This is a genomic window from Micromonospora haikouensis (assembly GCF_900091595.1).
Taxonomy (GTDB): Bacteria; Actinomycetota; Actinomycetes; order Mycobacteriales; family Micromonosporaceae; genus Micromonospora; species Micromonospora haikouensis.
Window position 1 is genome coordinate 33,706 of the sequence record NZ_FMCW01000001.1, and the last position, 24,155, is coordinate 57,860.

General features: G+C 76.3%; 8 protein-coding genes. All 8 read left to right on the forward strand.

Annotation, left to right across the window (positions count from 1 at the left end):
* Window positions 1-5,921: non-ribosomal peptide synthetase (locus tag GA0070558_RS00100; protein WP_176734037.1), on the forward strand; the 5,921-nt coding region annotated here is incomplete at its 5' end.
* Window positions 5,918-13,735 carry a non-ribosomal peptide synthetase gene (locus tag GA0070558_RS00105; protein ID WP_091274099.1) on the forward strand — a complete coding sequence of 2,606 codons (7,818 nt, stop codon included), beginning with the start codon at window positions 5,918-5,920 and terminating at the stop codon, window positions 13,733-13,735. The genes GA0070558_RS00100 and GA0070558_RS00105, both read left to right, overlap by 4 nt.
* 5 nt (window positions 13,736-13,740) lie before the next feature.
* Window positions 13,741-15,564, forward strand: coding sequence for a carbamoyltransferase family protein (locus GA0070558_RS00110; RefSeq protein WP_091274101.1), 1,824 nt, complete (start codon window positions 13,741-13,743; stop codon window positions 15,562-15,564).
* The gene (locus tag GA0070558_RS00115; protein WP_091274103.1) at window positions 15,561-19,019 is read left to right on the forward strand and encodes a non-ribosomal peptide synthetase; all 3,459 of its coding nucleotides are present in this window, start codon (window positions 15,561-15,563) and stop codon (window positions 19,017-19,019) included. The genes GA0070558_RS00110 and GA0070558_RS00115 overlap by 4 nt, the downstream gene beginning before the upstream one ends.
* Window positions 19,000-20,196 (forward strand): cytochrome P450, encoded by a 1,197-nt coding sequence (locus GA0070558_RS00120; RefSeq protein WP_091274106.1) that lies wholly within the window; start codon window positions 19,000-19,002, stop codon window positions 20,194-20,196. Before GA0070558_RS00115 ends, GA0070558_RS00120 begins: the two co-directional genes overlap by 20 nt.
* 5 nt (window positions 20,197-20,201) lie before the next feature.
* Window positions 20,202-21,425, forward strand: coding sequence for an MFS transporter (locus GA0070558_RS00125; RefSeq protein ID WP_091274109.1), 1,224 nt, complete (start codon window positions 20,202-20,204; stop codon window positions 21,423-21,425).
* Entirely contained in the window at window positions 21,422-23,143 is a 1,722-nt protein-coding gene (locus GA0070558_RS00130; protein ID WP_091274112.1) for a condensation domain-containing protein, read from the forward strand. The genes GA0070558_RS00125 and GA0070558_RS00130 overlap by 4 nt, the downstream gene beginning before the upstream one ends.
* Before the next feature lie 62 nt (window positions 23,144-23,205).
* Window positions 23,206-24,153: a lytic polysaccharide monooxygenase auxiliary activity family 9 protein gene (locus GA0070558_RS00135; RefSeq protein WP_091274116.1), complete on the forward strand. Its 948-nt coding sequence runs from the start codon at window positions 23,206-23,208 to the stop codon at window positions 24,151-24,153.
* Window positions 24,154-24,155: the final 2 nt, after the last annotated feature.

The window sequence follows — 24,155 nt, forward strand, 5'->3', positions numbered from 1 at the left end:
CGGTCGGCGAGGTCCCGTCGCCGGTAAAGGTGACTGCGGACAGTGCGGCGTATGTGATCTACACGTCGGGGTCGACCGGCCGCCCCAAGGGCGTCACCGTGACCCACCGCAACGCGGTCCGGCTGTTCGCCTCGGCCGCCCGCGACTTCAGCTTCGGCCCCGACGACGTCTGGTCCATGTTCCACAGCTCGTCGTTCGACGTCTGCGTCTGGGAGACGTGGGGCGCGCTGGGCACCGGCGGCCGGCTGGTCGTGGTGCCCTACTGGGTCTCCCGCAGCCCCGACGACCTGTACGCGCTCGTGCGGGACGCGGGCGTGACCGTGTTCAGCCAGACCCCGTCCGCGTTCGTCCAGTTCGAGGCCGCCGACGCCCGCCTCGCCGACCCGCACCTGCAGTCGCACCCGGAGCCGCTGGCGCTGCGCTACGTCGTCTTCGCCGGTGAGGCCCTGGACCACGGGTCGGTGCGCCGGTGGGCCGCCCGGCACGGCTGGGACCGCCCGCGACTGGTCAACATGTACGGGATCACCGAGACCACCGTGCACAACACGTTCCGCGAGGTCGGGCCGGACGACCTGACCCGCGCCCTCACCCAGATCGGCCGCCCGCTGGCGGACCTGGCGATCCACGTCCTCGACGGGAACCTGCGGCCCTGCCCGGTCGGCGTCACCGGCGAGATGTACGTCGGCGGGCCCGGGGTCGCCCGGGGCTACCTCGGCCAGCCCGGACTGACCGCCGGACGCTTCGTGGCGGACCCGGTCGGCGACGAGCCGGGCGCGCGCCTCTACCGCAGCGGTGACCTGGCCCGGTGGCGTCCCGACGGGACCCTGGAGTACGCCGGCCGCGCCGACAGCCAGATCAAGATCCGGGGCTTCCGGGTGGAGCTGACCGAGATCGAGGCCGTCGCCCACCAGTTCCCCGGCGTCACCGGCACGGCCGTCACCATCCGGCCCGACGACGCGGGGGCCCCACAGCTCATCGCGTACGTGGTGCCGGAGGCCGGGTCGACGGTGCCGGTCGCCGAGCTGCGGCAGTGGCTGGCCGACCGGCTGCCCGACTACATGGTGCCGGCGCGCTTCGTGGAGCTGGCGGCGATCCCGCTGACGCCGAGCGGCAAGACCGACCACCGGCGGCTGCCCGACCCCGTCGAGGAGGCCCGCCCCGCCGGCAGCGGCGACTACGTCCCGCCGCAGGGCCCGGTGGAGCGGCGGCTCGCCGAGATCTGGGTCGACGCGCTCGGCCCCGTCCAGGTGGGCCGGCACGACAACTTCTTCCACCTCGGCGGCGACTCGATCCGCAGCATCCGGGTGCTCGGCGCGGCCCGCGCCAGCGGCATCTCCTTCGAGCTGCAGGAGCTGTTCCACCGCCCCACGATCGCCGAACTCGCCGCCGCCTGCACGGTCGTCGACGTCCCCGACGCGCCGACGCGCCGCCCGTTCGAGCTGGTCGACGCCGCCGACCGGGCCCACCTGCCGGGCGGGCTCGTCGACGCGTACCCGATGACGGCGTTGCAGGTCGGCATGGTCTACGAGATGACCCGCGACCCGGAGCGGCTGCCGTACCACAACGTCGACAGCATGAAGGTGCGCGCGCCGTTCGAGGCCGACGCCTTCTCCCGGGCGGTCGCGCACGTCGTGCGCCGGCACCCGATCCTGCGTACGGCGCTGTCGCTCACCGACTACAGCGAACCGCTGCAGCTCGTGCACGCCGAGGCGGTCCTGCCGGTCGGCTGCGACGACCTGCGCGACCTCGACGAGGCGGCGCAGGACGAGATCGTCCGGGCCTACCTGGAGCACCAGCGGGTCACCCCGTTCGACCACGACCGCCCGCCGCTGCTGCGGATGCACGTGCACCGCCGCTCCGACGACGTGTTCCAGTGGACGCTCACCGAGCACCACGCCGTGTTCGACGGCTGGAGCCTGCACTCCACGCTCAGCGAGATCATGCGGGTCTACCAGGGCCTGCGCGACGGCGTCGAGCCGGCGGACCCGCCGCTGACCGCGCAGTACCGCGACTTCGTCGAGCTGGAACGCGCCGCCCTCACCTCGACCGAGACCGAACGGTTCTGGCGCGAGCGGCTGGCCGAACCGCCGGACACCCGGCTGCTGCGCTGGCCCGACGGGCCCGTGCCGGAGCTGCCCGGCGAGCAGCGCTTCCTGGGCGAGTGGTGGTATGCCACCGACGCCCGCCAGCGCTACGGCTCGGTGGAGACCGTGCTCAGCCCCGAGCTCTGCGCGGCGCTGGGGGACTTGGCCAACCGGTGCGGCACCCCGCTGAAGGCCCTCTTCGTCGCGGCCTGCCTGCGTACGGTCGGCTACGCCACCGGCGCGACGGACGTGCTGGTCGGCGTGACCGCCAACGGCCGGCCGGAGGAGGCCGGCGGCGACGACGTGCGGGGGCTGTTCCTCAACACGCTGCCGTTCCGGCTGGCGCTGCCCGACGGCAGGTGGACGGACCTGATCGCCGCGGTCTTCGCGGCCGAGCGCGACATGCTGCCGCACCGCCGCTTCCCCATGGCCGAGATGCAGCGCCGGCTCGGCATGGACCAGCCGGTCAACGTCAACTTCGTCTACAACCACTTCCACGTGATGGCCGAGATGCTCTCCGGCCGGGGCACCGAGATCCTCGACGGCAAGATCGGCAGCTTCTCCACCGTCCGCGCCGAGCCGACGAACTTCCCGCTCAACATCGGGGTCGTCCGCGACCCGGTCTCCGACCGGGTGCTGCTGGCCATGGACTTCCACACCGACGCCGTCCGGGCCGAGCAGGTCCGGCTGCTGCGCGACTGGTTCGTGGCCGCCCTGTGGGACATGGTGACCGCGCCGGACCGCCGGTACCTGCGCGAGCCGCTGGCCGGTGCGGCGGAGCGGTCCCTGCTCGCCTCCTGGTCGGCGGCGGCCGCGCCGCCCCCGGAGCCCGCCGACCGCGCGCTGCTGGTGCACGAGTTGGTGGGTCGGTGGGTGGATCGGTCGCCGGGTGCGGTGGCGGTGGTGTGTGGGGAGGTGGTGTTGACGTATGGGGAGTTGGGTGCGCGGTCAATCAATTCAGTCGTCCCGCACTCCGCCGTCGCCCGGCTGCTGCACTGGGGCGAGGAGTTCCTGACCGCCGGCCCCGACGACGTCTGGTCCATGTTCCACAGCTCGTCGTTCGACTTCTCCGTGTGGGAGATCTGGGGCGCGCTGAGCACCGGCGGCCGGGTCGTCGTGGTGCCCTACTGGGTCTCCCGCAACCCCGAGGACTTCCACCGCCTGGTCACCGACGCCGGGGTCACCGTGCTCAACCAGACCCCCTCCTCGTTCGCCCAGTTCGAGGACGTGGACTCCCGGTCCGACCGGCCCCACGCGCTGCGCTGGGTGGTCTTCGGCGGCGAGGCCCTGGAGCACGCCTCGGTGCGCCGGTGGGCCGCCCGGCACGGCTGGGACCGCCCGCGACTGGTCAACATGTACGGGATCACCGAGACCACCGTGCACGTCACCGCGCGTACCCTCGGGCCCGACGACGTCGGCGACGGCCTCAGCCGGATCGGCCGCGAGGTGGCCGGCCTGACCGCCCACGTCCTCGACCCGAGGCTCGTGCCCGTGCCGCTCGGCGCGGTCGGCGAACTCTACGTCGGCGGCGCGCGGCTGGCGCGCGGGTACGTGGGGCGGCCCGGACTCACGGCGGAGCGGTTCGTCGCCGACCCGTACGCCCGCCCGCCCGGCGGCCGGCTGTACCGCACCGGCGACCGGGTGCGGCTGCGCCCCGACGGCGACCTGGAGTACGCCGGCCGCGTCGACAACATGGTCAACATCCGGGGCTTCCGGGTCGAACCCGGCGAGGTCGAGGCGACGATCGCCCGGCACCCGGACGTCGGCGCGGCCGTCGTGGTGACCCGCCCCGACGAGGCGGGACGCGCCGGGCTCGTCGGCTACGTCACCCCCGCAGGCTCCGCCACCCTCACGGCGGCGCAGGTCCGCGAGTGGCTGCGCCACCAGCTTCCCGAGTACCTGCTGCCGGCGCGGCTCGTGGTGCTCGACGCGCTGCCGCTGACCCCGACCGGGAAGGTCGACCGGGTGGCGCTGCCCGAGCCCGAACTCGACGGGTCGCTCACCGGCCCGGCCCCCCGCACCCCGGCCGAACGCATCCTGTGCGAGCTGTTCGCCGAGCTGCTCGGCGTGCCCGAGCTGGGCATCGACGGCAGCTTCTTCGGCCTCGGCGGCGACAGCATCATGTCCATCCAGCTCGTCAGCCGGGCCCGGCGCGCCGGCCTGCAGCTCAAGCCGAAGGACGTCTACCAGCAGCGCACCGTGCGCGCCCTGGCCGCCGTGGCGACCACCGTGGACGGTGCCGACGCCGGCCCCGCCGACGACGGCACCGGCACCGTGCCGCTGACGCCGATCATGGCCTGGGCCCGGGAGGAACTCGGCGGCCCGCTGGACGCGTTCAGCCAGTCGATGCTGGTGCGGGTGCCCGCCGGGCAGACCGTCGAGCGGGTCCGCGAGGCCGTGCAGGCGCTGCTCGACCACCATCCCGCGCTGCGGATGCGGGCCCGCACCGGGCCGGGCGACGGGCCGTGGGAGCTGGAGATCCCGCCCGCCGGGGCGGTACGCGCCGACGACTGCCTGCGCGTCGTCGACCTCGCCGACGCCGACGCGGCCGACCGGCCGGCGCTCATCGCCGCGCAGGCGCGGGCCGCCCGCGAGCGGCTGCGCCCCGCCGACGGCGTACTCGTGCAGGCCGTCTGGTTCGCCGCCGGCCCGCCCGTCGGGAACCGGCTGCTGCTGGTCGTGCACCACTTCGCCGTCGACGGGGTGTCGTGGCGGATCCTGCTGACCGACCTGCGCGCGGCCTGCGCCGCGCTCGACGCGGGGCGGCGGCCGGAGCTGGAGCCGGCGGGCACCACGCTGCGCGCCTGGGCGCGGCAGGTCGCGGCGCTGGCCGGGGAGCCGACCCGCGACGGCGTGCCAGACCGCGACGGGGTGCCAGACCGCGACGGCGTGCCAGAGCGCGTCGGGGAGCCGACCCGCGCCGACGAGCTGGCCGCCTGGACGCGGCTGCTGGACCGGCCCGACCCGCCCCTGGGCGACCGGCCCCTCGACCGCCGCGTCGACGTCCACGGGCGGTTGCGCAGCGTCACCCGCACCGCGTCGCCGGCCTGCACCTCCGCCGCGCTCACCACCGCGCCGGCCGCGTACCGGACGGGGGTGGACGAGATCCTGCTCAGCGCGCTGGCGCTGGCGCTGCCGCCCTGGCTGGCCCGGCGGGGCCGGGGCGGCTCCGACGGGGTGCTGGTCGCCCTGGAGGGGCACGGCCGCGACGGGCTCGTGCCCGACGCCGACCTGTCCCGCACCGTCGGCTGGTTCACCCGCATCCACCCCGTCCGGCTCGACCCGGGCCCTGTCGACGGGGCGCAGGCGCGCACCGGCGGCCCGACCGTCAGCGCCGCCGTCAAGCGCGTCAAGGAGCAGCTCAACGCCCTGCCCCCGGCCGGCGGGTACGGCGTGCTGCGCTACCTCGACCCCCGGACCGGCCCCGTGCTCGCCCGGATGCCGGCCCCGCAGGTGGCCTTCAACTATCTCGGCCGGTTCCCCGCCGCCGAGCCGGACGACTGGGGACCGGCGGAGGAGGGCCTCGTGCTGCGGGGCGGGGCCGACCCGGGCGACCCCGTGCCACACGCCCTGGAGATCGGCGCCGTCACCGTCGACGGCCCGGCCGGGCCGCAGTTGCGTACCACCTGGTCGTGGCCGGCGGGGCTGCTGGCCGAGACCGACGTGGCCGACCTGGCCGACGACTGGCACGCCGCCCTGGAGGCCGTCGTGGCCAGCTCGGCGACACCGTCCGCCGGCGGTCACACGCCGGCGGACCTGCCGCTGGTCTCGCTGACCCAGGACGAGATCGACGACCTTGAGCAGGAACTCGCGGCGGAACAGGGAGCGGTGTCATGACGACGTCGAACATCGAGGACATCCTGCCGCTGGCGCCGTTGCAGGCCGGGATGATGTTCCACTCCTGGCAGCGCAGCGCCGGCCCGGAGGTGCAGACCGCGCAGCTCATCCTCGACCTGCACGGCCCCCTGGACGCCGCCGCCCTGCGCGCCGCGGCGGAAGGGCTGCTGCGCCGGCACCCCAACCTGCGGGCCAGCTTCCGGGAACGCCGCTCCGGCGCGCCCGTGCAGGTGATCACCACGGGGGCGGGCCTGTCGTGGACGGAGGTGACCGTCGAGCCGGGGGAGGACCCCGACGCCGCCCTCGCCCGGCACACCGAGGCCGACCAGGGCCGCCGCTTCGACCTGCGCCGGGCCCCGCTGATCGTGTTCCGGCTGATCCGCGTCGACGGCCACCGGCACCGGCTCGTCGTCACGTACCACCACATCCTGCTCGACGGCTGGTCCACGTCCCTGCTGATCCGCGAGCTGTGCGCCCTCTACGAGCACGGGGGCGACGGCGCGGCGCTGCCGCCGCCGGTGCCGTACCGGGACTTCCTCGCCTGGCTCGCCGCGCAGGACCGGCCGCGCGCCGAGGCGGCCTGGCGGGCGGCGCTGGCCGAGCTGGACGGGCCGACCCTCGTCGCCCCCGCCGACCCCACCCGCGCCCCCGTCTGGCCGGGCAGCCTGCCCGGCGAACTCGGGCCGCAGGACACGGCGGACCTCGTCGCGTTCGCCCGCCGGCACGACCTCACCGTCAACACCGTCGTCCAGGCCGCGTGGGCGCTGCTCGTCGGCCAGCTCACCGGGCGCTCCGACGTGACGTTCGGCGCGGCCGTGTCCGGGCGGCCCCCCGAGCTGGCCGGCGCGGAGAGCATGGTCGGCCTGCTGATGAACGTCGTGCCGGTGCGCGTGCGGCTGCGCCGCGACGAACCGCTGTCGGCGCTGCTGACGCGGATCCAGCACGAGCAGGCGCACCTCATCGAACACCACCACCTGGGCCTCGCCGACGTGCAGAAGGTCGCCGGGACGGGCGAGCTGTTCGACACCTGCGTCGCGTTCGAGAACTTCCCCGAGTCCGGGGAGCTGCGCTGCGGGCCCCTGCGCGTCGAGGCGGGCGCGGACGACGCCGCCCACTACCCGCTGAGCCTCAACGCGGCGGCCGGCACCCGGCTGCGGCTGCGGCTGTCGTACCGGCCGGACCTGTTCCCGGCGGCCTTCGCCCGGGGCCTGCTGCGCCGGTTCACCCGGCTGCTGACGGACCTGCCCGCCGCGACGGCGACCCGCACCGGGCGGCTCGACCTGCTCGGTGTCGAGGAGCGGCACCGGCTGTCGACCCAGTCCCGCAACCCCGACCCGGTGCCCGTGGCGACCCTGCCGGCCCTGGTGGAGGCGTGGGCCGCCCGCACCCCCGACGCGGTCGCCGTGCGCTGCGGCGCGCGCAGGCTGACGTACGCCGAACTGAACGCCGCCGCGAACCGGCTCGCCCACGCGCTCGTCGCCCGGGGCATCGGCCCGGAGCGGCTCGTCGCGCTCGCCCTGCCGCGCGGCACCGACCTCGTCACCGCGATCCTCGCCGTCACCAAGGCCGGCGGCGGCTACCTGCCGGTCGACCCGGAATATCCGCGCCCCCGCGTCGAGCAGATGCTCGCCGACGCCGAGCCGGCCTGCGTGGTGTTCGCCGGGGCGGACGCCGCGCCGGTGGCCCGCGCCGCCGCCGAGGCCGCCGGCCTGCCCCGCCTCGACCTGCGCGACCCGGCGCTGGCGGCGGAGCTGGCCGACCGCCCCGACCGCGACCCGACCGACCGGGACCGCCGCGTCCCCCTGCTGCCGACCCACCCCGCGTACGTGATCTTCACGTCGGGGTCCACCGGCCGCCCCAAGGGCGTCGTCGTCACCCACCGGGGCGTCAGCAGCCTCGCCGCCACCCAGGCCGCCCACCTCGGCGTCGACGGGCGGGCCCGGGTCCTCCAATTCGCCTCGCCCAGCTTCGACGCCTCCTTCTGGGAGCTGTGCATGGCGCTGACCTGCGGCGCGGCGCTGGTCGTGCCGACCGAGCGGCTGCTCGTCGGCGAGCCGCTCGCCGAGTGCGTCCGGGCGCACGGGGTCACCCACGCGACGCTGCCCCCGGCGGTGCTCACCCAGCTCGCCGTGCAGCCGCTGCCGACCCTGCGCTCGCTGGTGCTGGCCGGCGAGGCGCTGCCCGCCGAGCTGGTGACCCGCTGGGCGCCGGGCCGCCGCATGGTCAACGCGTACGGCCCGACGGAGACGACGGTGTGCGCCACCATCAGCGCCGACCTGCGCGCCGACCGGGTCGGGGCGGGGGCCGCCGTGCCCATCGGCCGCCCGGTGCGCAACTGCCAGGTGTACGTCCTCGACGACAGCCTCCGGCTCGTCCCCGCCGGGGTGGCCGGCGAGCTGTACGTGTCGGGGCGGGCGCTGGCCCGCGGCTACCTGCGCCGGCCGGGGCTGACCGCGACCCGGTTCGTCGCCGACCCGTACTCGGGGCCGGGCGAGCGGATGTACCGCACCGGCGACCTGGTGCGCTGGCGTCCCGACGGGGAGTTGGAGTTCGTCGGCCGGGTCGACGACCAGGTGAAGGTGCGGGGGCACCGGATCGAGCCCGGCGAGGTGGAGGCGGTGCTGACCCGCCACGACGCCGTCGCCCAGGCGGCGGTGGTCGTCCGCGAGGTCGGCACGGGCGGCCGGCAGCTGGTCGCGTACCTGGTCGGGACGGCGGGCGGACCCGCCCTCGACCCGGCGGCCGTGCGCGCCTTCGTCGCCGCCCACCTGCCCGAGTTCATGGTGCCGAACATCTTCGTGCGGCTCGCCGCCCTGCCGCTGACCCCCAACGGGAAGGTCGACCGGCTGGCCCTGCCCGCGCCCGGCCAGGAGCCCGCGCCCGGCGACGACCTGCCCGGCACGGTCACCGAGAAGCTGCTGTGCGACCTGTTCGCCGAGGTCCTCGGGGTGCCCACCGTCGGCGTGCGGGACAGCTTCTTCGGCCTCGGCGGCGACAGCATCTCGTCGATCCAGCTCGTGAGCCGGGCGCAGAGCGCGGGGCTGGCCATCCGGCCCCGGGACGTCGTCGCCCACCCGACCGTCGCGCGGCTGGCCGCCGCCGCCGACCTCGCCGCCGACGCCGCCGCCGACCGCACCCGCGACGCCGCCGTCGCCCGCGCCGACGACGGGGCCGGCGAGCTGGCCCCGACGCCGATCATGGAGTGGCTGCGGGCGGCCGGCGGGCCGGTGGACGGCTACTACCAGTCGATGGTGGTGCGCGTGCCGGCCGGGCTCACCGAGGCCGACCTGCGCGCCGCCGTGCAGGCGGTCCTCGACCGGCACGACACGCTGCGGATGCGGCTGGACCGGCCGTCCTGCCCCGACGGCCCGTGGCGGCTCGACGTGGCCGCGCCGGGCAGCGTGCCGGCCGCCTCGGTGCTGACCCGGGTGCCCGTCGACCCGGCCGATCCGGAGCCGGCCCTGCGGGCGGTCGTGGCCGCGCACGCCCGCGCGGCGCAGGCCCGGCTCGCGCCGGCCGCGCGGGTCATGCTCCAGGCCGTCTGGTTCGACGCCGGCCCGCACGCCCGGGGCCGGCTGCTGCTGGCCGCGCACCACCTCGCCGTCGACGCCACCTCCTGGGGGATCCTGCTGCCCGACCTGGCCGCCGCGTGGGCCGCCGCGTCGGCGGGCACCCGGCCCGAGCTGGCCCCGGTCACCACCTCGTACCGGCGGTGGTCGGCGCTGCTCGCCGAGGAGGCGACCCGGCCGGCGCGCACCGCCGAGCTGGACCTGTGGCGCGGGGCGCTCGCGACACCCCCGCCGCCCGTCGGCACCCGCCCGGCCGACCCGGCCCGGGACACCGCCCGCACCGCCCGCAGCCTGGCCCAGACCGTGCCGGCGGAGCTGTCGGCGGCGCTGCTGCGCCGCGTCCCCGACGCGTTCCACGCCGGGGTCGACGAGGTGCTGCTGGCCGCGCTGACCATCGCGGTCGCGTCCGCCCGGCCCGGCGGGCTGCTCGTCGACGTCGAGAGCCACGGCCGGCAGCCGCTGACCGAACACGTCGACCTTTCCCGCACCGTCGGCTGGTTCACCAGCCTGTTTCCGCTGCGGGTGGACCCGGCCGGCGTGGACTGGGCGGACGTGTGGGCGGCCGGGGCGGGCGTCGGCACCGTCGTCAGGGAGGTCAAACAGCGGCTGCGGGCCGTGCCCGACAACGGCATCGGGTACGGGCTGCTGCGCCACCTCAACCCGGCCACCGGCCCCGAGCTCGCCGGGCTGGGCCGCCCGCAGCTCGGCTTCAACTATCTCGGCCGGCTCGGCGGCGGCGCGGCGGAGGCCGACTGGACGCCCATCGCGCAGGACGCCCTCGGCGGCGACGTCGACGCGGACATGCCGCTGCCGCACGCCGTGTCGCTGAACGCCGTGACCGTGGACACCGCCGACGGTCCCCACCTGCGGGCCACCTGGACCTGGGCCGGCGACGCCGTGCCGGAGCACCGGGTCCGCGAGCTGGCCGACGCGTGGCTGCGCGCGCTACAGGTGCTGGCCGACAGCGCGGCGGCACCGGCGGCGGGCCGGATCCCGTCGGACTTCGACCTGGTCGACGTCGGGCAGGCCGAACTCGACGCCATCGGGGCCGAGTACCCGCGCCTGACGGACCTGCTGCCGCTCGCGCCGCTGCAGGAGGGCATCCTCTACCACGCCACGTACGCCGGGGCCGGCGCGGACGTCTACACCGCCCAGCTCACCCTGGAGCTGACCGGCCCGCTCGACGCGCAGGCGCTGCGCCGCGCCGCCGGGGACCTGCTCACCCGGCACCCGCACCTCGGCGCGGCGTTCCGGCAGCGGCTCGCCGGCCCGCCGGTGCAGGTCATCGGCGACGGCGTGGAGCTGCCGTGGCAGGAGACCGACCTGTCGGCGCTGCCCGACGCGGAACGCGACGCCGAGGCCGCCCGGATCGCCGACGCCGAACGGCGGCGGCGGTTCGACCCGGCCCGGCCGCCGCTGCTGCGGTTCAGCCTGGTCCGCCTCGACGCCGGGCGGCACCGCCTCGACTTCACCCACCACCACATCCTCCTCGACGGCTGGTCGCTGTCGCTGGTGGTGCGCGATCTCATCGCCGCCTACGAGCACCACCGGGGGGCCGCCGCCCCGCCGCCGCCCGTGCCGTTCCGCAGCTATCTGGCGTGGGTGGCCCGGCAGGACCGGTCCGCCGCCGAGGCGGCGTGGCGGGAGGCGCTGGGCGGGCTGGCCGAGCCGACCCTGCTGGCCGGGCCGGGCGCGGCGCACCCCACGGCGCTGCCGCGCGACGTCGACCTGGAGCTGGACGAGGAGCTGACGGCGGCGCTGACCGCCCTGGCCCGGACGCGCGGCGTGACCGTCAACACCGTGCTCCAGGGGGCCTGGGGCGTGCTGCTCGGCTACCTCACCGGCCGCGCCGACGTCGTGTTCGGCACGCCGGTGGCGGGACGCCCGCCGGACCTGCCGGGCGTCGAGCAGATGGTCGGGCTGTTCCTCAACACGCTGCCGGTGCGGGTGCGCACCGGCCCGGGGGAGACGTTCGGCGACCTGCTGACCCGGCTGCACGGCGAACAGTCGGCCCTCGTGCCGCACCAGCACCTCGGGCTGGGCGCGGTGCAGCGGCTCGCCGGCACCCAGGGCACCCTCTTCGACACCCTGTACGTCTTCGAGAACTACCCCGTCGCGCTCGACGGCGCCCCGGCCGTGGGCGAGGCCCGGATCACCGCCGTGGCGGGCCGCGACGCCACCCACTACCCGCTGGCCGTCGTCGTGCTGCCCGGCGCCCGGATGCGGGTCCGCGTCAGCCACCAGCCCGACCTGGTCGACGCGGCGACGGCGGCGGCGGTGCTGGAGCGGCTGACCGCGCTGCTGCGGGCGGTCGTCGCCGACCCGGGGATCCCGGTGGCCCGGCTCGCCCCGCTGACCGGCGCGGAACTGCGCCTGCTCGCGGACGCCAACGACACCGCCCACCCGGTCGGGGCCGCCGACGACCCGGCCGACCCGGCCGCGCCGCGCACCCTCGCCGGGCTGGTCGAGGCGCAGGCGCGGCGCACCCCCGACGCGGTCGCCGTCCGCTGCGGCGACGAGGAGCTGACCTACGCCGGCCTCGACGCCGCCGCCAACCGGCTGGCCCACCTGCTGATCGCGCGCGGTGCCGGCCCGGAGCGGGTGGTGGCCGTCGGGCTGCCCCGCTCCCCGGCCAGCCTCGTGGCGATCCTCGCCGCCGTGAAGGCGGGCGCGGCGTACCTGCCGGTGGACCCGGACTACCCGGCCGCGCGGCGGGCGCTGATGGTCCGCGACAGCGCGGCCGTCTGCGTCGTCGCGACCCGGGACACCGCCGGGCAGCTGGTCGCCGACGGCTGCCCCGCCGACCGCTGCGTCGCCGTCGACGATCCGGCCGTGGTGGACCTGCTCGACCGGCAACCCGCCACCGCGCCCACCGACCGGGAGCGGCGCGCCCCGCTGCGCCCTCAGCACCCCGCCTACGTCATCTACACGTCCGGCTCGACCGGGCGGCCCAAGGGGGTGGTCGTCCCGCACGCCGGCATCGTCAACCGGCTGCGGTGGATGCAACAGGAGTACGGGCTGACCGCCGCCGACCGGGTCCTGCACAAGACCAGCCTCAGCTTCGACGTGTCCGTGTGGGAGATGTTCTGGCCGCTGTCCACCGGCGCGGCGGTCGTCGTCGCCGACGCCGAGGAGCAGCGCGACCCGACCCGGCTGGCCCGGCTGATCGCCCGGCACGGGGTCACCACCGCACACTTCGTGCCGTCGGTGCTCGCCGCGTTCCTGGCCGAGCCGGTCGCCGCGCACTGCGCCGGCCTGCGCCGGGTGGTCTGCAGCGGCGAGGCCCTCGACCCCGACCTGGCGCACCGCTTCCACGCCACCTGCGGCGCGGAGCTGCACAACCTGTACGGGCCCACCGAGGCGTCCGTGGACGTCACGTACTGGCCCGTGCCGGCCGGCGCGCGCCCGGCGTACGTGCCGATCGGCCGGCCCATCTGGAACACCCGGGTGCACGTGCTCGACGGCTGCCTGCGCCCCGTACCGCCGGGCGTGGTGGGCGACCTCTACCTGTCAGGCGTCGGCCTGGCCCGGGGCTACCTGGGCCGGCCCGCCCTGACCGCCGGGCGGTTCCTGGCCGACCCGTTCGGCGGCCCGGGGGAGCGGATGTACCGCACCGGCGACCGGGCGGCCTGGGACGCCGCCGGCCAGGTGGTGTTCCACGGGCGCGACGACCAGCAGGTGAAGGTGCGGGGCTTCCGCGTCGAGCTGGGCGAGATCGACGCCGCGCTGGCCCGCTGCGCGGGCGTGGCCGCCGCGGCGACGACGGTCCGGGAGGACGTGCCGGGCATCCGCCGCGTCGTCGGCTACGTGGTGCCGCAGCCGGGGACCCCGTTCGACCCGGCCCGGCTGCGCGCCGAGCTGGCGGCGAGCCTGCCGGCGTACCTGGTGCCGGCGGCGCTCGTCGAACTCGCCGCGCTGCCGCTCGCGCCGAACGGCAAGCTCGACCGCGCCGCCCTGCCCGCGCCGCTGCCGCCGGCCCCCGAAGCCGACGCCGACGCCGACGCCGGGGCGGTCACCGCCTGGGAGGCCCGGCTGTGCGCGCTGTTCGGCGAGGTGCTCGGCGTGCCCGCCGGGGTCGACGACGACTTCTTCGACCTCGGCGGGGACTCGCTCACGGCGATGCGGCTGGTGCACGGCGTCGAGGCGCTCGGCGTCGACCTGGAGGTCCTGGAACTGATGCTGCACCCCACCCCCGGCCGACTGGCCGCGCACCTGCCCGAACCCACCCCTGCGAACGAAGGTTGACGACAATGCTGACGCTGGGATTCAGCGGCCTCGACCGCGGCACGGCGCTCAAGCGCGCGATACTCGGCGACGGGTGGCGGCGGGAACAACGGATCGTCCAGGGCCTGGACTCCGCGGCGGCCCTGGTCGACGAGACCGGGGTGATCGCCGCCGCCGCGCAGGAACGCTACGACGGCGACAAGGGCACCGGCCGCTTCCCCCACGACGCGATCGACGCCTGCCTGCGGGCGGCCGGGGCGACGATGCGCGACGTCGAGGTCGTCGCCCACGGCTTCCGGTACGAGCCGTCCCCCGTCTGGCGGCTCGACCACCTCGCCACCCGGTGGTACGAGGAGGTGTACGCCCAGCGCGTCCAGCGGGACACCTTCCGCGCCCACTACCCGCCCGCCGTCGCCGAACCCCGCTTCGTCCACGTGCGCCACCACGTGGCCCACGCCGCCAGCAGCTACTACCTCAGCGGCTTCGACGAGGCGCTGGTGGTCGTGGCCGACGGCATGGGCGAGCAGGAGTCGCTGACCGTGTTCGAGGGCCGGGGCGCGTCGCTCGACCAGTGCGGCAGCTACCCGATCATGAGTTCGCTGGGCATCCTCTACAGCGTCTTCACGCACTACCTGGGCTTCCAGCCCGGCATGGACGAATACAAGGTGATGGGCCTGGCCCCGTACGGGGACCGGCAGCGCTACCGCGGCCCGCTCGACGAGTTCGTCCGGCTCGACGCCGACGGCCGGTTCGCCGTGCCGCTGCTGTCGGCCAACAAGTCCCCGATGGAACGCGAGACGCACCAGGGCGTGCTGCGCCGGCTTGAGGAGAAGCTCGGCCCGGCGCGCGAGCCCGACGTCGAGCTGGCGCAGCACCACATGGACGTGGCCGCCGCCCTCCAGGACGCGCTGGAACGGACGCTGCTGCACGTGCTCACCGAGTACCGCCGCCGCACCGGGTTGCGCCGGCTCTGCCTGGCCGGTGGCGTCGCGCTCAACTGCTCCGCCAACGGGGTGATCCTGCGCAGCGGCCTCTTCGACGAGGTGTTCGTGCAGCCGGCCGCCGGTGACGACGGCACCGCCCTGGGCGCGGCCCTGGCCGCGCTGCGCGAGGCGCGGCCGGCGGCGCCGGCCGGCATGGACATGCCGTACTGGGGGGACGACCTCGCCGACGCCGACGTCGCGGCGGCGCTGCGCGACCTCGGCCCCGGCTTCGCCGTCGCGCGGCACGCCGAGGAGGACCTGGTCCGCGAGACCGTGGCGCTGATCGAGGGCGGTGCCACGGTGGCGCTGTGCCAGGGCCGGATGGAGTTCGGCCCGCGCGCCCTGGGCAACCGCAGCATCCTCGCCGACCCGCGCTCGCCGACGATGCGCGCCCACCTCAACACCGTGGTCAAGCAGCGCGAGGAGTTCCGCCCGTTCGCCCCGGCGGTGCCCGTGGAGGACGCCGCCACCTACTTCGACATCCCGCCGGGGACGCAGGCGGCGTTCCGGCACATGCTGATGGTCACCGGCGTGCGGGAGCCCTACCGGGACCGGCTGCCCGCCGTCACCCACGTCGACGGGTCCGCCCGGGTGCAGGTGGTGCAGCGCGAGTCCGCGCCGCTGTTCTGGGGGCTGCTGCGCGAGATGGGCCGCCGGACGGGGCTGCCGGTGCTGGTCAACACGTCGTTCAACCTGCGGGGCCAGCCGATCGTCCGCACCCCCGCCGAGGCGGTCGCCACGTTCGCCCGGTCCACCCTGGACGCGCTCGTCCTCGGCGACCACCTGGTCCGGCGCACCGGCACGGGTGCCGGGGCGGGTGCCGGCACCGGTGCCGACGCGGGTCACGACGCGGGGAGCGCCGCGTGAGCATCGACAACGAGCCGGCGACGGCCGACGCCGCGCCGTACGCCGAGATCGTGCACGCCGCCTTCGGGCAGGTGCTGCGGCGGGACCGGATCGACCCGTACGCCGACTTCTTCGACCTCGGCGGGCAGTCCCTCCAGGCCGTCGAGGTGGCCCTCGAACTGCGCCGGCGCACCGGCATCGCCGTCGACCTGGACCTGCTGTTCACCTGCCGGCGGCCCGTCGACGTGGCCGCGCACCTCGCCCGGCACGCGCCGTCGGCCCGCGAGACCCCGATGTCGCCCACCGAGGAGCGGCTGCTGTTCTCCGACCGGCTGCACCCGGGCTCGCCGCTGTACTGCGTCCCGGTGCGCTACCGGTTCGCCGGCGACGTCGACGCCGAGGCGCTGCGCGCCGCGCTGCAGGACCTGGTGGACCGGCACGAGGCGCTGCGCACCTGCTTCACGCCGGACGGCCGGCGGCTGGTCCGGTCGGCCGCCGCGCTGCCGTGGACGGTCGTGGACCTGTCCGGGGAGGAGCCCGCGCGGGCCGCCGCCGAGGCCCGCCGGTACGTCGCGGAGGAGGCCCGCCGGCCGGTGCCCACCGACGTGCCGCCCCTGGCGCGGGCCTGCCTCGTCACCGAGCCCGGGGACCGCGCGGTCCTGCTGCTCACCCTGCACCACCTGATCGCCGACCAGCACTCGCTGGACCTGCTCGACCGCCAGCTCCAGCAGTCGTACGGCGACCGCGTCGGCCTGGTCCGGGACCTGCCGCCGCTGCGCCGCCGGGGCCTGGCCGGACGCCCCGACGCGGCGGCGGCGCGCGCCCACTGGCGGGGGCAGCTCGCCGGGCTGGGCGGCCAGATGGCGCTGCCGGCCGACCGGCCGCGTCCCGACGTGGTGGGCCCGGCCGGCGAGGTGGTGACCGCGCCCGTCGACGCGGCGCTGGTGGCCCGCCTCACCGAACTCGCGGCGGCCTGCGCGGCGTCGGAGTTCATGGTGCTGCTCGCCGCGTACGCGGCGTTCCTCGCCCGGGTCGCCGCGCCCGGGGGCGCGGCGCATGCGCCGGAGGTCGTGGTCGGCGCGCCGCTGGGCGGGCGGACGGCCGACGACGAGGACACCGTCGGCATGTTCGTCAACGTCCTGCCGGTCCGGGTGCGCGTCGGGCCCGACACCACGTTCCGGCAGCTCGTCACGCAGGTGCGCGGGCAGGTCAGCGCGGCGCTGGCCTACCAGTGGACGCCCTTGCAGGAGCTGGTGGCCGACGCGACCGCCGCAGCCGGTGCCGCCGGGCACCCGCTGACCCAGGTCAGCATCTCGCACGTCGACGACCGCGCCTGGCACTGGGCCCCGGCCGGGGCCACCGCCGCCCGCGACGTGCTGTCGACCGGCACCGCCAAGTACGAGCTGCTGTGGACGGTCACCACCGGCGCGACGGCGGCGACGTCGGCGCTGGAGGCCGCCGCCGACCTGTTCACCCGGGGCCGGGCCGAGGAGCTGCACGGCCGGCTGCTGGCCGACCTCGCCCGGCTCAGCGCGGCCCCGGACGCCCCCGTCGCGGCGACGCTGTCCATCCCGGAGACCCCGCCCGCGCCGGTCGCGTCGGCCCCGTCGGCCGCGTCGGCCCCGTCCCGGCCCGTCGGCCGGGTCCCCGGCGGGCACACCCGCCAGCCCGCCGACCGGCCGGTGCACGAGCTGGTGGCGCAGCGGGCGCGCGCCTACCCGGAGGCGGTCGCCGTCCGGCACGGCGGAAAGAGCCTGCGCTACGGCGAGCTGGACGCCGCCGCCGCCGGGCTCGCGGGGCACCTGGTCGAGGCGGGTGTACGGCCGGGGGAGCGGGTCGCCGTGGCCGCCGAGCGGGGCGCGGACGCGGTCACCGCATTCCTGGCCGTGCTGCGCGCCGGGGCGGCGTACGTGCCCGTCGACGTCGCCCAGCCGCCCGCCCGCAGCCGGACGATCCTGCGTGACAGCGGCGTGCGGCTCGCCCTGTGCCAGCCCGGCGCGCAGGAGCACGTGCCGACCGGGGTGCCGACCGTCGACCTGGCCGCCGCGCTGGCCGGGGCCGCCGACCGGCCCGCCCCGCCGCCGGTGCCGGTGACCGTCCGGCATCCCGCGTACGTCATGTACACCTCCGGCTCCACCGGGACGCCGAAGGGCGTGGTAGTCCCGCACGAGGCGATCCTGCGGCTGGTGCCGCGCTCCAACTTCCTGAGCCTGCACCCGGAGGACGTCGTCGCGCACCTGTCGAACACCGCCTTCGACGCGGCCACCCTGGAGGTCTGGGGCGCGCTGTGCGCGGGCGCGACGCTGGCGGTGGTGCCCCGCGACGTGGCCCTGTCGCCGCACCGGATGGGGCGGTTCCTCGCCGACACCGGCGTCAGCGTCATGTTCACCACGAACGCCCTGCTCAACGCCATCGTCGCGCACGTGCCCGACGCGTTCGCCGGGCTGCGGGTGCTGCTCATCGGCGGCGACCAGTACGCGCTGGAGCCGGTGCGGCGGATGCTGGCCGCCGGCGCGCCCCAGCACCTCGTCAACGCGTACGGGCCGACGGAGAACACCACCTTCTCCGCCGCCCACGAGGTGACCGCCGCCGACCTGGACCGGGGCGTCCTGCCGATCGGCGGGGCCATCGACGGCACGTACCTGCGGGTCCTCGACGACCGGCTGGCCCCCGTCGCGCCCGGCGGCACCGGCGAGCTGTACGTCGGCGGCCAGGGGCTGGCCGACGGCTACGTGGGCGACCCGGGGCGCACCGGCGCCGCGTTCGTCGCCGACCCGTACGCCGTCGAGCCCGGGGCGCGGCTCTACCGCACCGGCGACCTGGTGCGGCTGCTGCCCGACGGCGGCGTCGTGTTCCTCGGCCGCCGCGACGACCAGGTCAAGGTCAGCGGGTTCCGGGTCGAGCTGGGCGAGGTGGAGCGGGTCCTCGGCGACTGCCCCGGGGTGGGCGAGGGCGCGGTGCTGGCGGTCGCCGGCGCCGACGCCGTGGAGCTGGTCGCCGTGCTGACCGGCCCGGCCGACCCCGGCGAGGTGCGGGAGTTCCTGCGGGCCAACCTGCCGGCGTACATGGTGCCGGCGCGGTGCCACCGGGTGCGGCGGCTGCCGACGACGAACAACGGCAAGGTGGACCGGCCGGCGCTGCTGGCGGAACTGGGCCGCGCCGCTGCCCCCGCCCCGGACCCTGCCCCGACACCCGCCGGGGTGGCGTCGGTCGACCCGGTCGCCGCCGGCCTCGCCGACATCTGGCGGGACCTGCTGGGGGTCGCCGACGTCGCCGCCGACAGCCACTTCTTCGCCCTGGGTGGCACCTCCATCAAGGCCCTGCACCTGGTCGGCGCGGTGCACCGGCGCTTCGGCGTGGACCTGCGGATCGTCACCGTGTTCCGCCGGCCCGCCTTCGCCGACCTGGCCCGGGAGATCGCCGGCCTGGCCGGGACCGAGCGGAGGGGGCACGGCGATGGACCTGGGCGACCCTGACCTCTACCTCGACCCCGACCGGTTCGCCCGCTGGCGCGACCACGCCGCCGCCGACGCCGTGCTGTGGAGCGAGGCCGGCACGTCGCCGGGCGGCTTCTGGTCGGTGTTCTCGCTGGCCGCGTGCCGGGCGATCCTCGCGCCGAAGGCGCCGTTCACCTCCGAGTACGGGATGATGATCGGCTTCGACCGCGACCACCCCGACAAGGCGGGCGGCGGGATGCTCGTGGTCGCCGACGGACCCCAGCACGGCCGGCTGCGCAGCGTGATCATGCCGTTCCTGTCCCGGGCGATGGCCGAGTCCCTCGACGACGTCGTCCGGCAGGAGGTGCGCCGGCTCGTCGCCGACGCCGTCTCGGCCGGCGGCGTCGACGTCGCCGCCTCGCTCGGGCCGGTGATCCCGGCGAGCGTCGTCTGCCGGATCCTCGGCGTGCCGGCGGACGACCGCGACATGCTCATCGAGCTGACCAACCACGCGTTCGGCGGCGCGGACGACACCTTCGACCGGATGTCGCCGGAGGCGGCCCACTCGGAGATGATCCTCTACCTCGCCGACCTGGTGGCCGACCGGCGGCGCAGCCCGGGCGACGACCTGATCAGCGCGCTGGCCGCCGACAGCCGGTTCGACCTGCGTGAGGTGCTCCTCAACTGCGACAACGTCCTCGTCGGCGGCAACGAGACGACCCGCCACGCGATCGCCGGCTGCTTCCACGCGCTCGCCACGTCCCCGGGCACCCTCGCCGGTCTGCGGGCCGACCCGGGCCTCGTCGGGCCGGTCGTCGAGGAGGTCATCCGGTGGACGTCGCCCGCGATGCACGTGCTGCGGGTCGCCACCGACGACGTCGACCTGCCCGGCCAGCGGGTGTCGACCGGCGACGCGGTCGTGGCGTGGCTGCCGGCGGCCAACCGGGACCCCCGCCACTTCGACGCCCCCGACGAGTTCCGCCCCGGCCGCACCGCCAACCACCTGGGCTTCGGGTACGGCTCGCACCACTGCCTGGGCGCGGCGCTGGCCCGGCTGGAACTGCGGGCGCTGCTGCTCGCCCTGGCCGAGTTCGCGGGGGCGGTGGCCGTGCTCGGGGAGCCGGTGCCGCTGCGCTCCAACCTGGTCCACGGCTATCGCCACCTTCAGGTGCGGCTGGAACCCGTCGGCCGCCCGCCAACCACCGAGAGGCGCTGAGTTGAGTGACCGCGTTCAGGGACGGCCGGTTTCGGCGGCTGTACATCGGCGACGCACTGTCGGGCTTCGGCGACACCGCGCTGCTGCTGGCCCTCGGCATCTGGGTCAAGGACCTCACCGGCAGCAACTCGGCCGCCGGGGTGGTCTTCCTGGCCATGGGCCTGCCGGTGCTGTTCGCCCCGCTGGCCGGGCGGCAGATCGACCGGGTACGCCGCAAGACGCTGCTGATGGCCACCAACGGCATCGCCGGGCTGGTGGTGCTGGCGCTGCTCGGGGTGCGCAGCGCCGAGGACACCTGGATCATCTACGCCGTCGCCATCGTGCACGGCTGCGTCGCCACGGTGCTCACGGCGGGGCGCAACGCCCTGCTCAAGGACCTGCTGCCCGACCGTGACCTGCCGTCGGCCAATGCGGCGTTCGGCACGCTGTTCGGGTTCACCCGCATCCTCGCGCCGCTGGTCGGCTCCGGCATCTACGCCGCGTTCGGCGGCCACCTGCTGGCGCTGATCGACGCGCTGACCTTCCTCGCCGCCATCACCGCGCTCGCGTCCGTACGCGTCGCCGAGTCGCCGCCGGAACCCACGGGCGAACGGTTCGGCACGGAGCTGCTCGCCGGCCTGCGGCACATCCGGTCGGTCCCGCTGCTGTCCCAGGTCACCCTGGTCAGCGCCGTCGCGTTCGGGGCGGTGGGCTTCCTGGAGCCGATCATCTTCGTGGTGGTCGAGGACGGGCTGCACCGGCCGGCGGCGTTCTTCGGGGTGATCGTCAGCGTCCAGGGCATCGGCTCCATCGCCGCCGGGTTCACCGGCGCGTGGCTGCTGCGCCGCGCCGGCGAGGCCCGGGCCATCGGCGGGGCGCTGGTCGGCCTGGGGCTCGGCTGCGCGGCACTGGCCGTCGGCGCGACCCCCGTCGTGCTGGGCGGGGCGATCGGGATCGGGCTCGCGGTCACCTGGTTCTCGATCGGCTGGAACACGCTGCTGCAGCGGCACACCCCCTCGCGGCTGCTGGGCCGGGTCTTCACCACGGCGGGCATGCTGGTGACGGTCCCGCAGACGGCGTGCATCGGGGTGGCCGCCGTCCTCATCGGCGTCGTGGACTACCGCGTCCTGCTGGCCGTCCTGTCGCTGGTGATCCTGCTGTCCGGGCTGCGGCTGCTGACCCGCCCGAAGCCGACGCCCGCGCCCGCCGAGGAGAAGACCGACCAGACCGAGCTGGAGGTGGCCCCGTGACCGCGGCCGAGACCCCGACCCTCCACCGGACGGTGCGGGTGCCCTTCGCGGGGCACCGCGCGGGCCGCTGGCCGATGCCCCACGGGCAGAGCAACGTCTTCGACTGGATGCCGCACGAGGGCACCGGCGCGGTGTTCGTCGTCCACGCCGACCTGCCCGCCGGTCGCACCGTCGACGACGTGCTCGACGCGGCCGGCGCGCTGGTGTCCCGCCACGAGGGGCTGCGGACGGTCTACGAGGTGGGTCCCGGCGTCGAGCGGGCCCAGGTGGTGTCCCGGTCCGGCCACGTCGAGGTGACGCTGCTCGAACTCGGGCCGCGGGCGCGCGACCGCACCTGGATCACCGATCCGCCCCGCCCGTTCGACCACGCCGCCGACTTCCCCGTCCGGATGGCGGTCACCACCGACGCCGGGGTGCCGGTGCGGGCCGTCTTCGAGTTCTCCCACACCGTCGCGGACCTGGTGGGGGCGAACATCGTGCTGGACGAGTTCGTCGGCCTCGTCGCCTCGCCCGCCGACCGCACGGCGGGCGGCCACGCTGACCAGCATCGAGCCGACCCGCCGGTCTGGCAGCCCGCCGACCAGGCCGAATACGAGCGGACCCCCGAGGCCCGCCGGCGGATGGCGAGGACGCTCGACTACTGGCGCAGGCAACTGCACACCCTGCCGCCGTGCCTCGTCTCCACCCCGGCCCGCCGCCAGGGGCCGCCGGAGCACCGGCTCGCGACGCTGCGCTCCACCCCCGTCGCCGCGGCCCTCGCCGAGATCGCCAAGCGGGCCAGGGTCACCCCGGCCAGCGTCCTCGTCACCACCACGGCGACGCTGCTGTGCTGGTGGACCGACACCGACCGGGCGATGCTGGAGGCCCTCTACAGCAACCGGGCGCTGCCCCGCATGCAAGACTTCGTCGGCAGCATCGCGCAGAGCGCGCTGGTCCCGTTCGCGCCGGCCCCCTCGTTCCACGAGACCCTGCGGCAGACGCACCTCAACATCTTCAACGCCTACCAGTACGCCTACTTCGACGCGACCGCCGTGGAGGAGCTGGTCCAGTCGATCGGCTCCCAGCGGGGCTGCCAACGGCACCGCGACCTCGTGATCAACGACATGAGCACCTCCCGGGGCGGCGTCTTCGACGGGCGGGCCGGGGTGCCGGTGCGGGGCACCGAGGTGGAAAGCGGCCTGGAGACGCAGACCACCGGCCCGGTGCAGCTCGTCATCCTGCGTACCCGGCCCACCGTCGTGGTCGGCCTCACCCACGACGTACGGCACGTCACCACCGACGAGGCGGCGGAGCTGCTGTGGTCGATGGAGCGGATCCTGCTGACCGCCGCCGAGGGGGACATCGACTACGGCCGGTTCGGCGACCTCGTCGGGCTCGACCGGGTCGAGCGCGGTGACACCTGGGTGGAGATCGACTCCGCCTGGATCGACCTCGCCCTCAGCGAGCGGGTGCTCCGGGAGGCGACCGGTGACCCGACCGCCAGGGTCGTGCTGCGGGACGGGCCCGTCGGCGCCCGGTCGCTCGTCGGGTACGCCGCCCCGGCCGACCCGCGCACGGGCCCGCGCGACGTGCACCGGGCGATCATGGCGACGCTCGGCGGCCGGCACGGCGCGACCGCCCCCGACTCGTACGTCCTCTGCGCCCACCCGCCCCGCCACCCCGAGGACCCGGCCGCCTGGCAGGCCCAGCCGTTCCGCGCGGCGGGCACCGGCAGGTAGGGGCAGCGCCCGTCGAACCTTTGCCGCCCCGCGTCCGTACCACTGCGCGGGAGGTCGACACCATGGCCGTACGCCGCACGTTCGCCGCCGCCGCGGTCGCCGCCGCGACCGTGGCGCTCGCCGCGCCCCCGGCGTACGCCCACGGGGCCCCCACCGACCCGCTGAGCCGCGCCGCCGCGTGCCGGCCCGGCGGCCCCCACGCCGCGACCCCCGCCTGCCGGGCGGCCGTGTCGGCCGGCGCGGCGGTCCGCGAGTGGGACAACATCCGGGTGGCCCGCATCGACGGGCGGGACCGGCAGCGCATCCCCGACGGGGAGCTGTGCAGCGGCGGGCTGTCCGCCTACCAGGGGCTGGACCTGGCACGCTCCGACTGGCCGGCGACCGAGCTGACGGCGGGCGCGAAGTTCACCTTCCGCTACCGCACGACGATCCCGCACCGGGGCACGTTCCGGCTCTACTCGACCGTCGACGACTACGACCCGAAGCGCCGGCTGACCTGGGTCGACCTGGAGGCCGAGCCGTTCCTCACGGCGACCGACCCGCCGATCCGCGACGGGGCGTACACGATGACGGGCCGGCTGCCGGCGGGCCGTGCCGGGCGGCACCTCATCTACACGATCTGGCAGAACTCCGACACCCAGGACACGTACTACTCCTGCTCCGACGTCATCTACCGCGAAGCTGCGGCCCCTCGCGGTGGCGCGGCGGCGGAGAAGCCGGCGACCACCGCCGCCGCCTCCGCGGGGGAGTCGGGGCCGGCCGACGCGCCCGAGGTGCTGGCCGCCGACGCGGGCACGCTGGGCGAGACCGTCGGGGGCGCGCCCGGGGTGCCGGTGTCGTCGGTGAGCCGGCTCGGCCCGGGCGGGTGGCCGGTCGCGGCGGGTGTGGCGGTCGCGCTGGTCGTGCTGCTGGCCGCCCTGGTCGTACGCCTGCGCCGGCCCGCCACCCCGCCACCCGGCCGCCCCTGCGGGGTACGCAACCACCGCGCGGGCCGCCGCCGGGTCTGGTGAGC

Excerpts from the sequence above, each read along its gene's own strand:
- GA0070558_RS00105 (WP_091274099.1), top strand. The coding sequence starts at position 5,918 with ATGACGACGTCGAACATCGAGGACATCCTGCCGCTGGCGCCGTTGCAG.
- GA0070558_RS00110 (WP_091274101.1), top strand. The coding sequence starts at position 13,741 with ATGCTGACGCTGGGATTCAGCGGCCTCGACCGCGGCACGGCGCTCAAG.
- GA0070558_RS00120 (WP_091274106.1), top strand. The coding sequence starts at position 19,000 with ATGGACCTGGGCGACCCTGACCTCTACCTCGACCCCGACCGGTTCGCC.
- GA0070558_RS00135 (WP_091274116.1), top strand. The coding sequence starts at position 23,206 with ATGGCCGTACGCCGCACGTTCGCCGCCGCCGCGGTCGCCGCCGCGACC.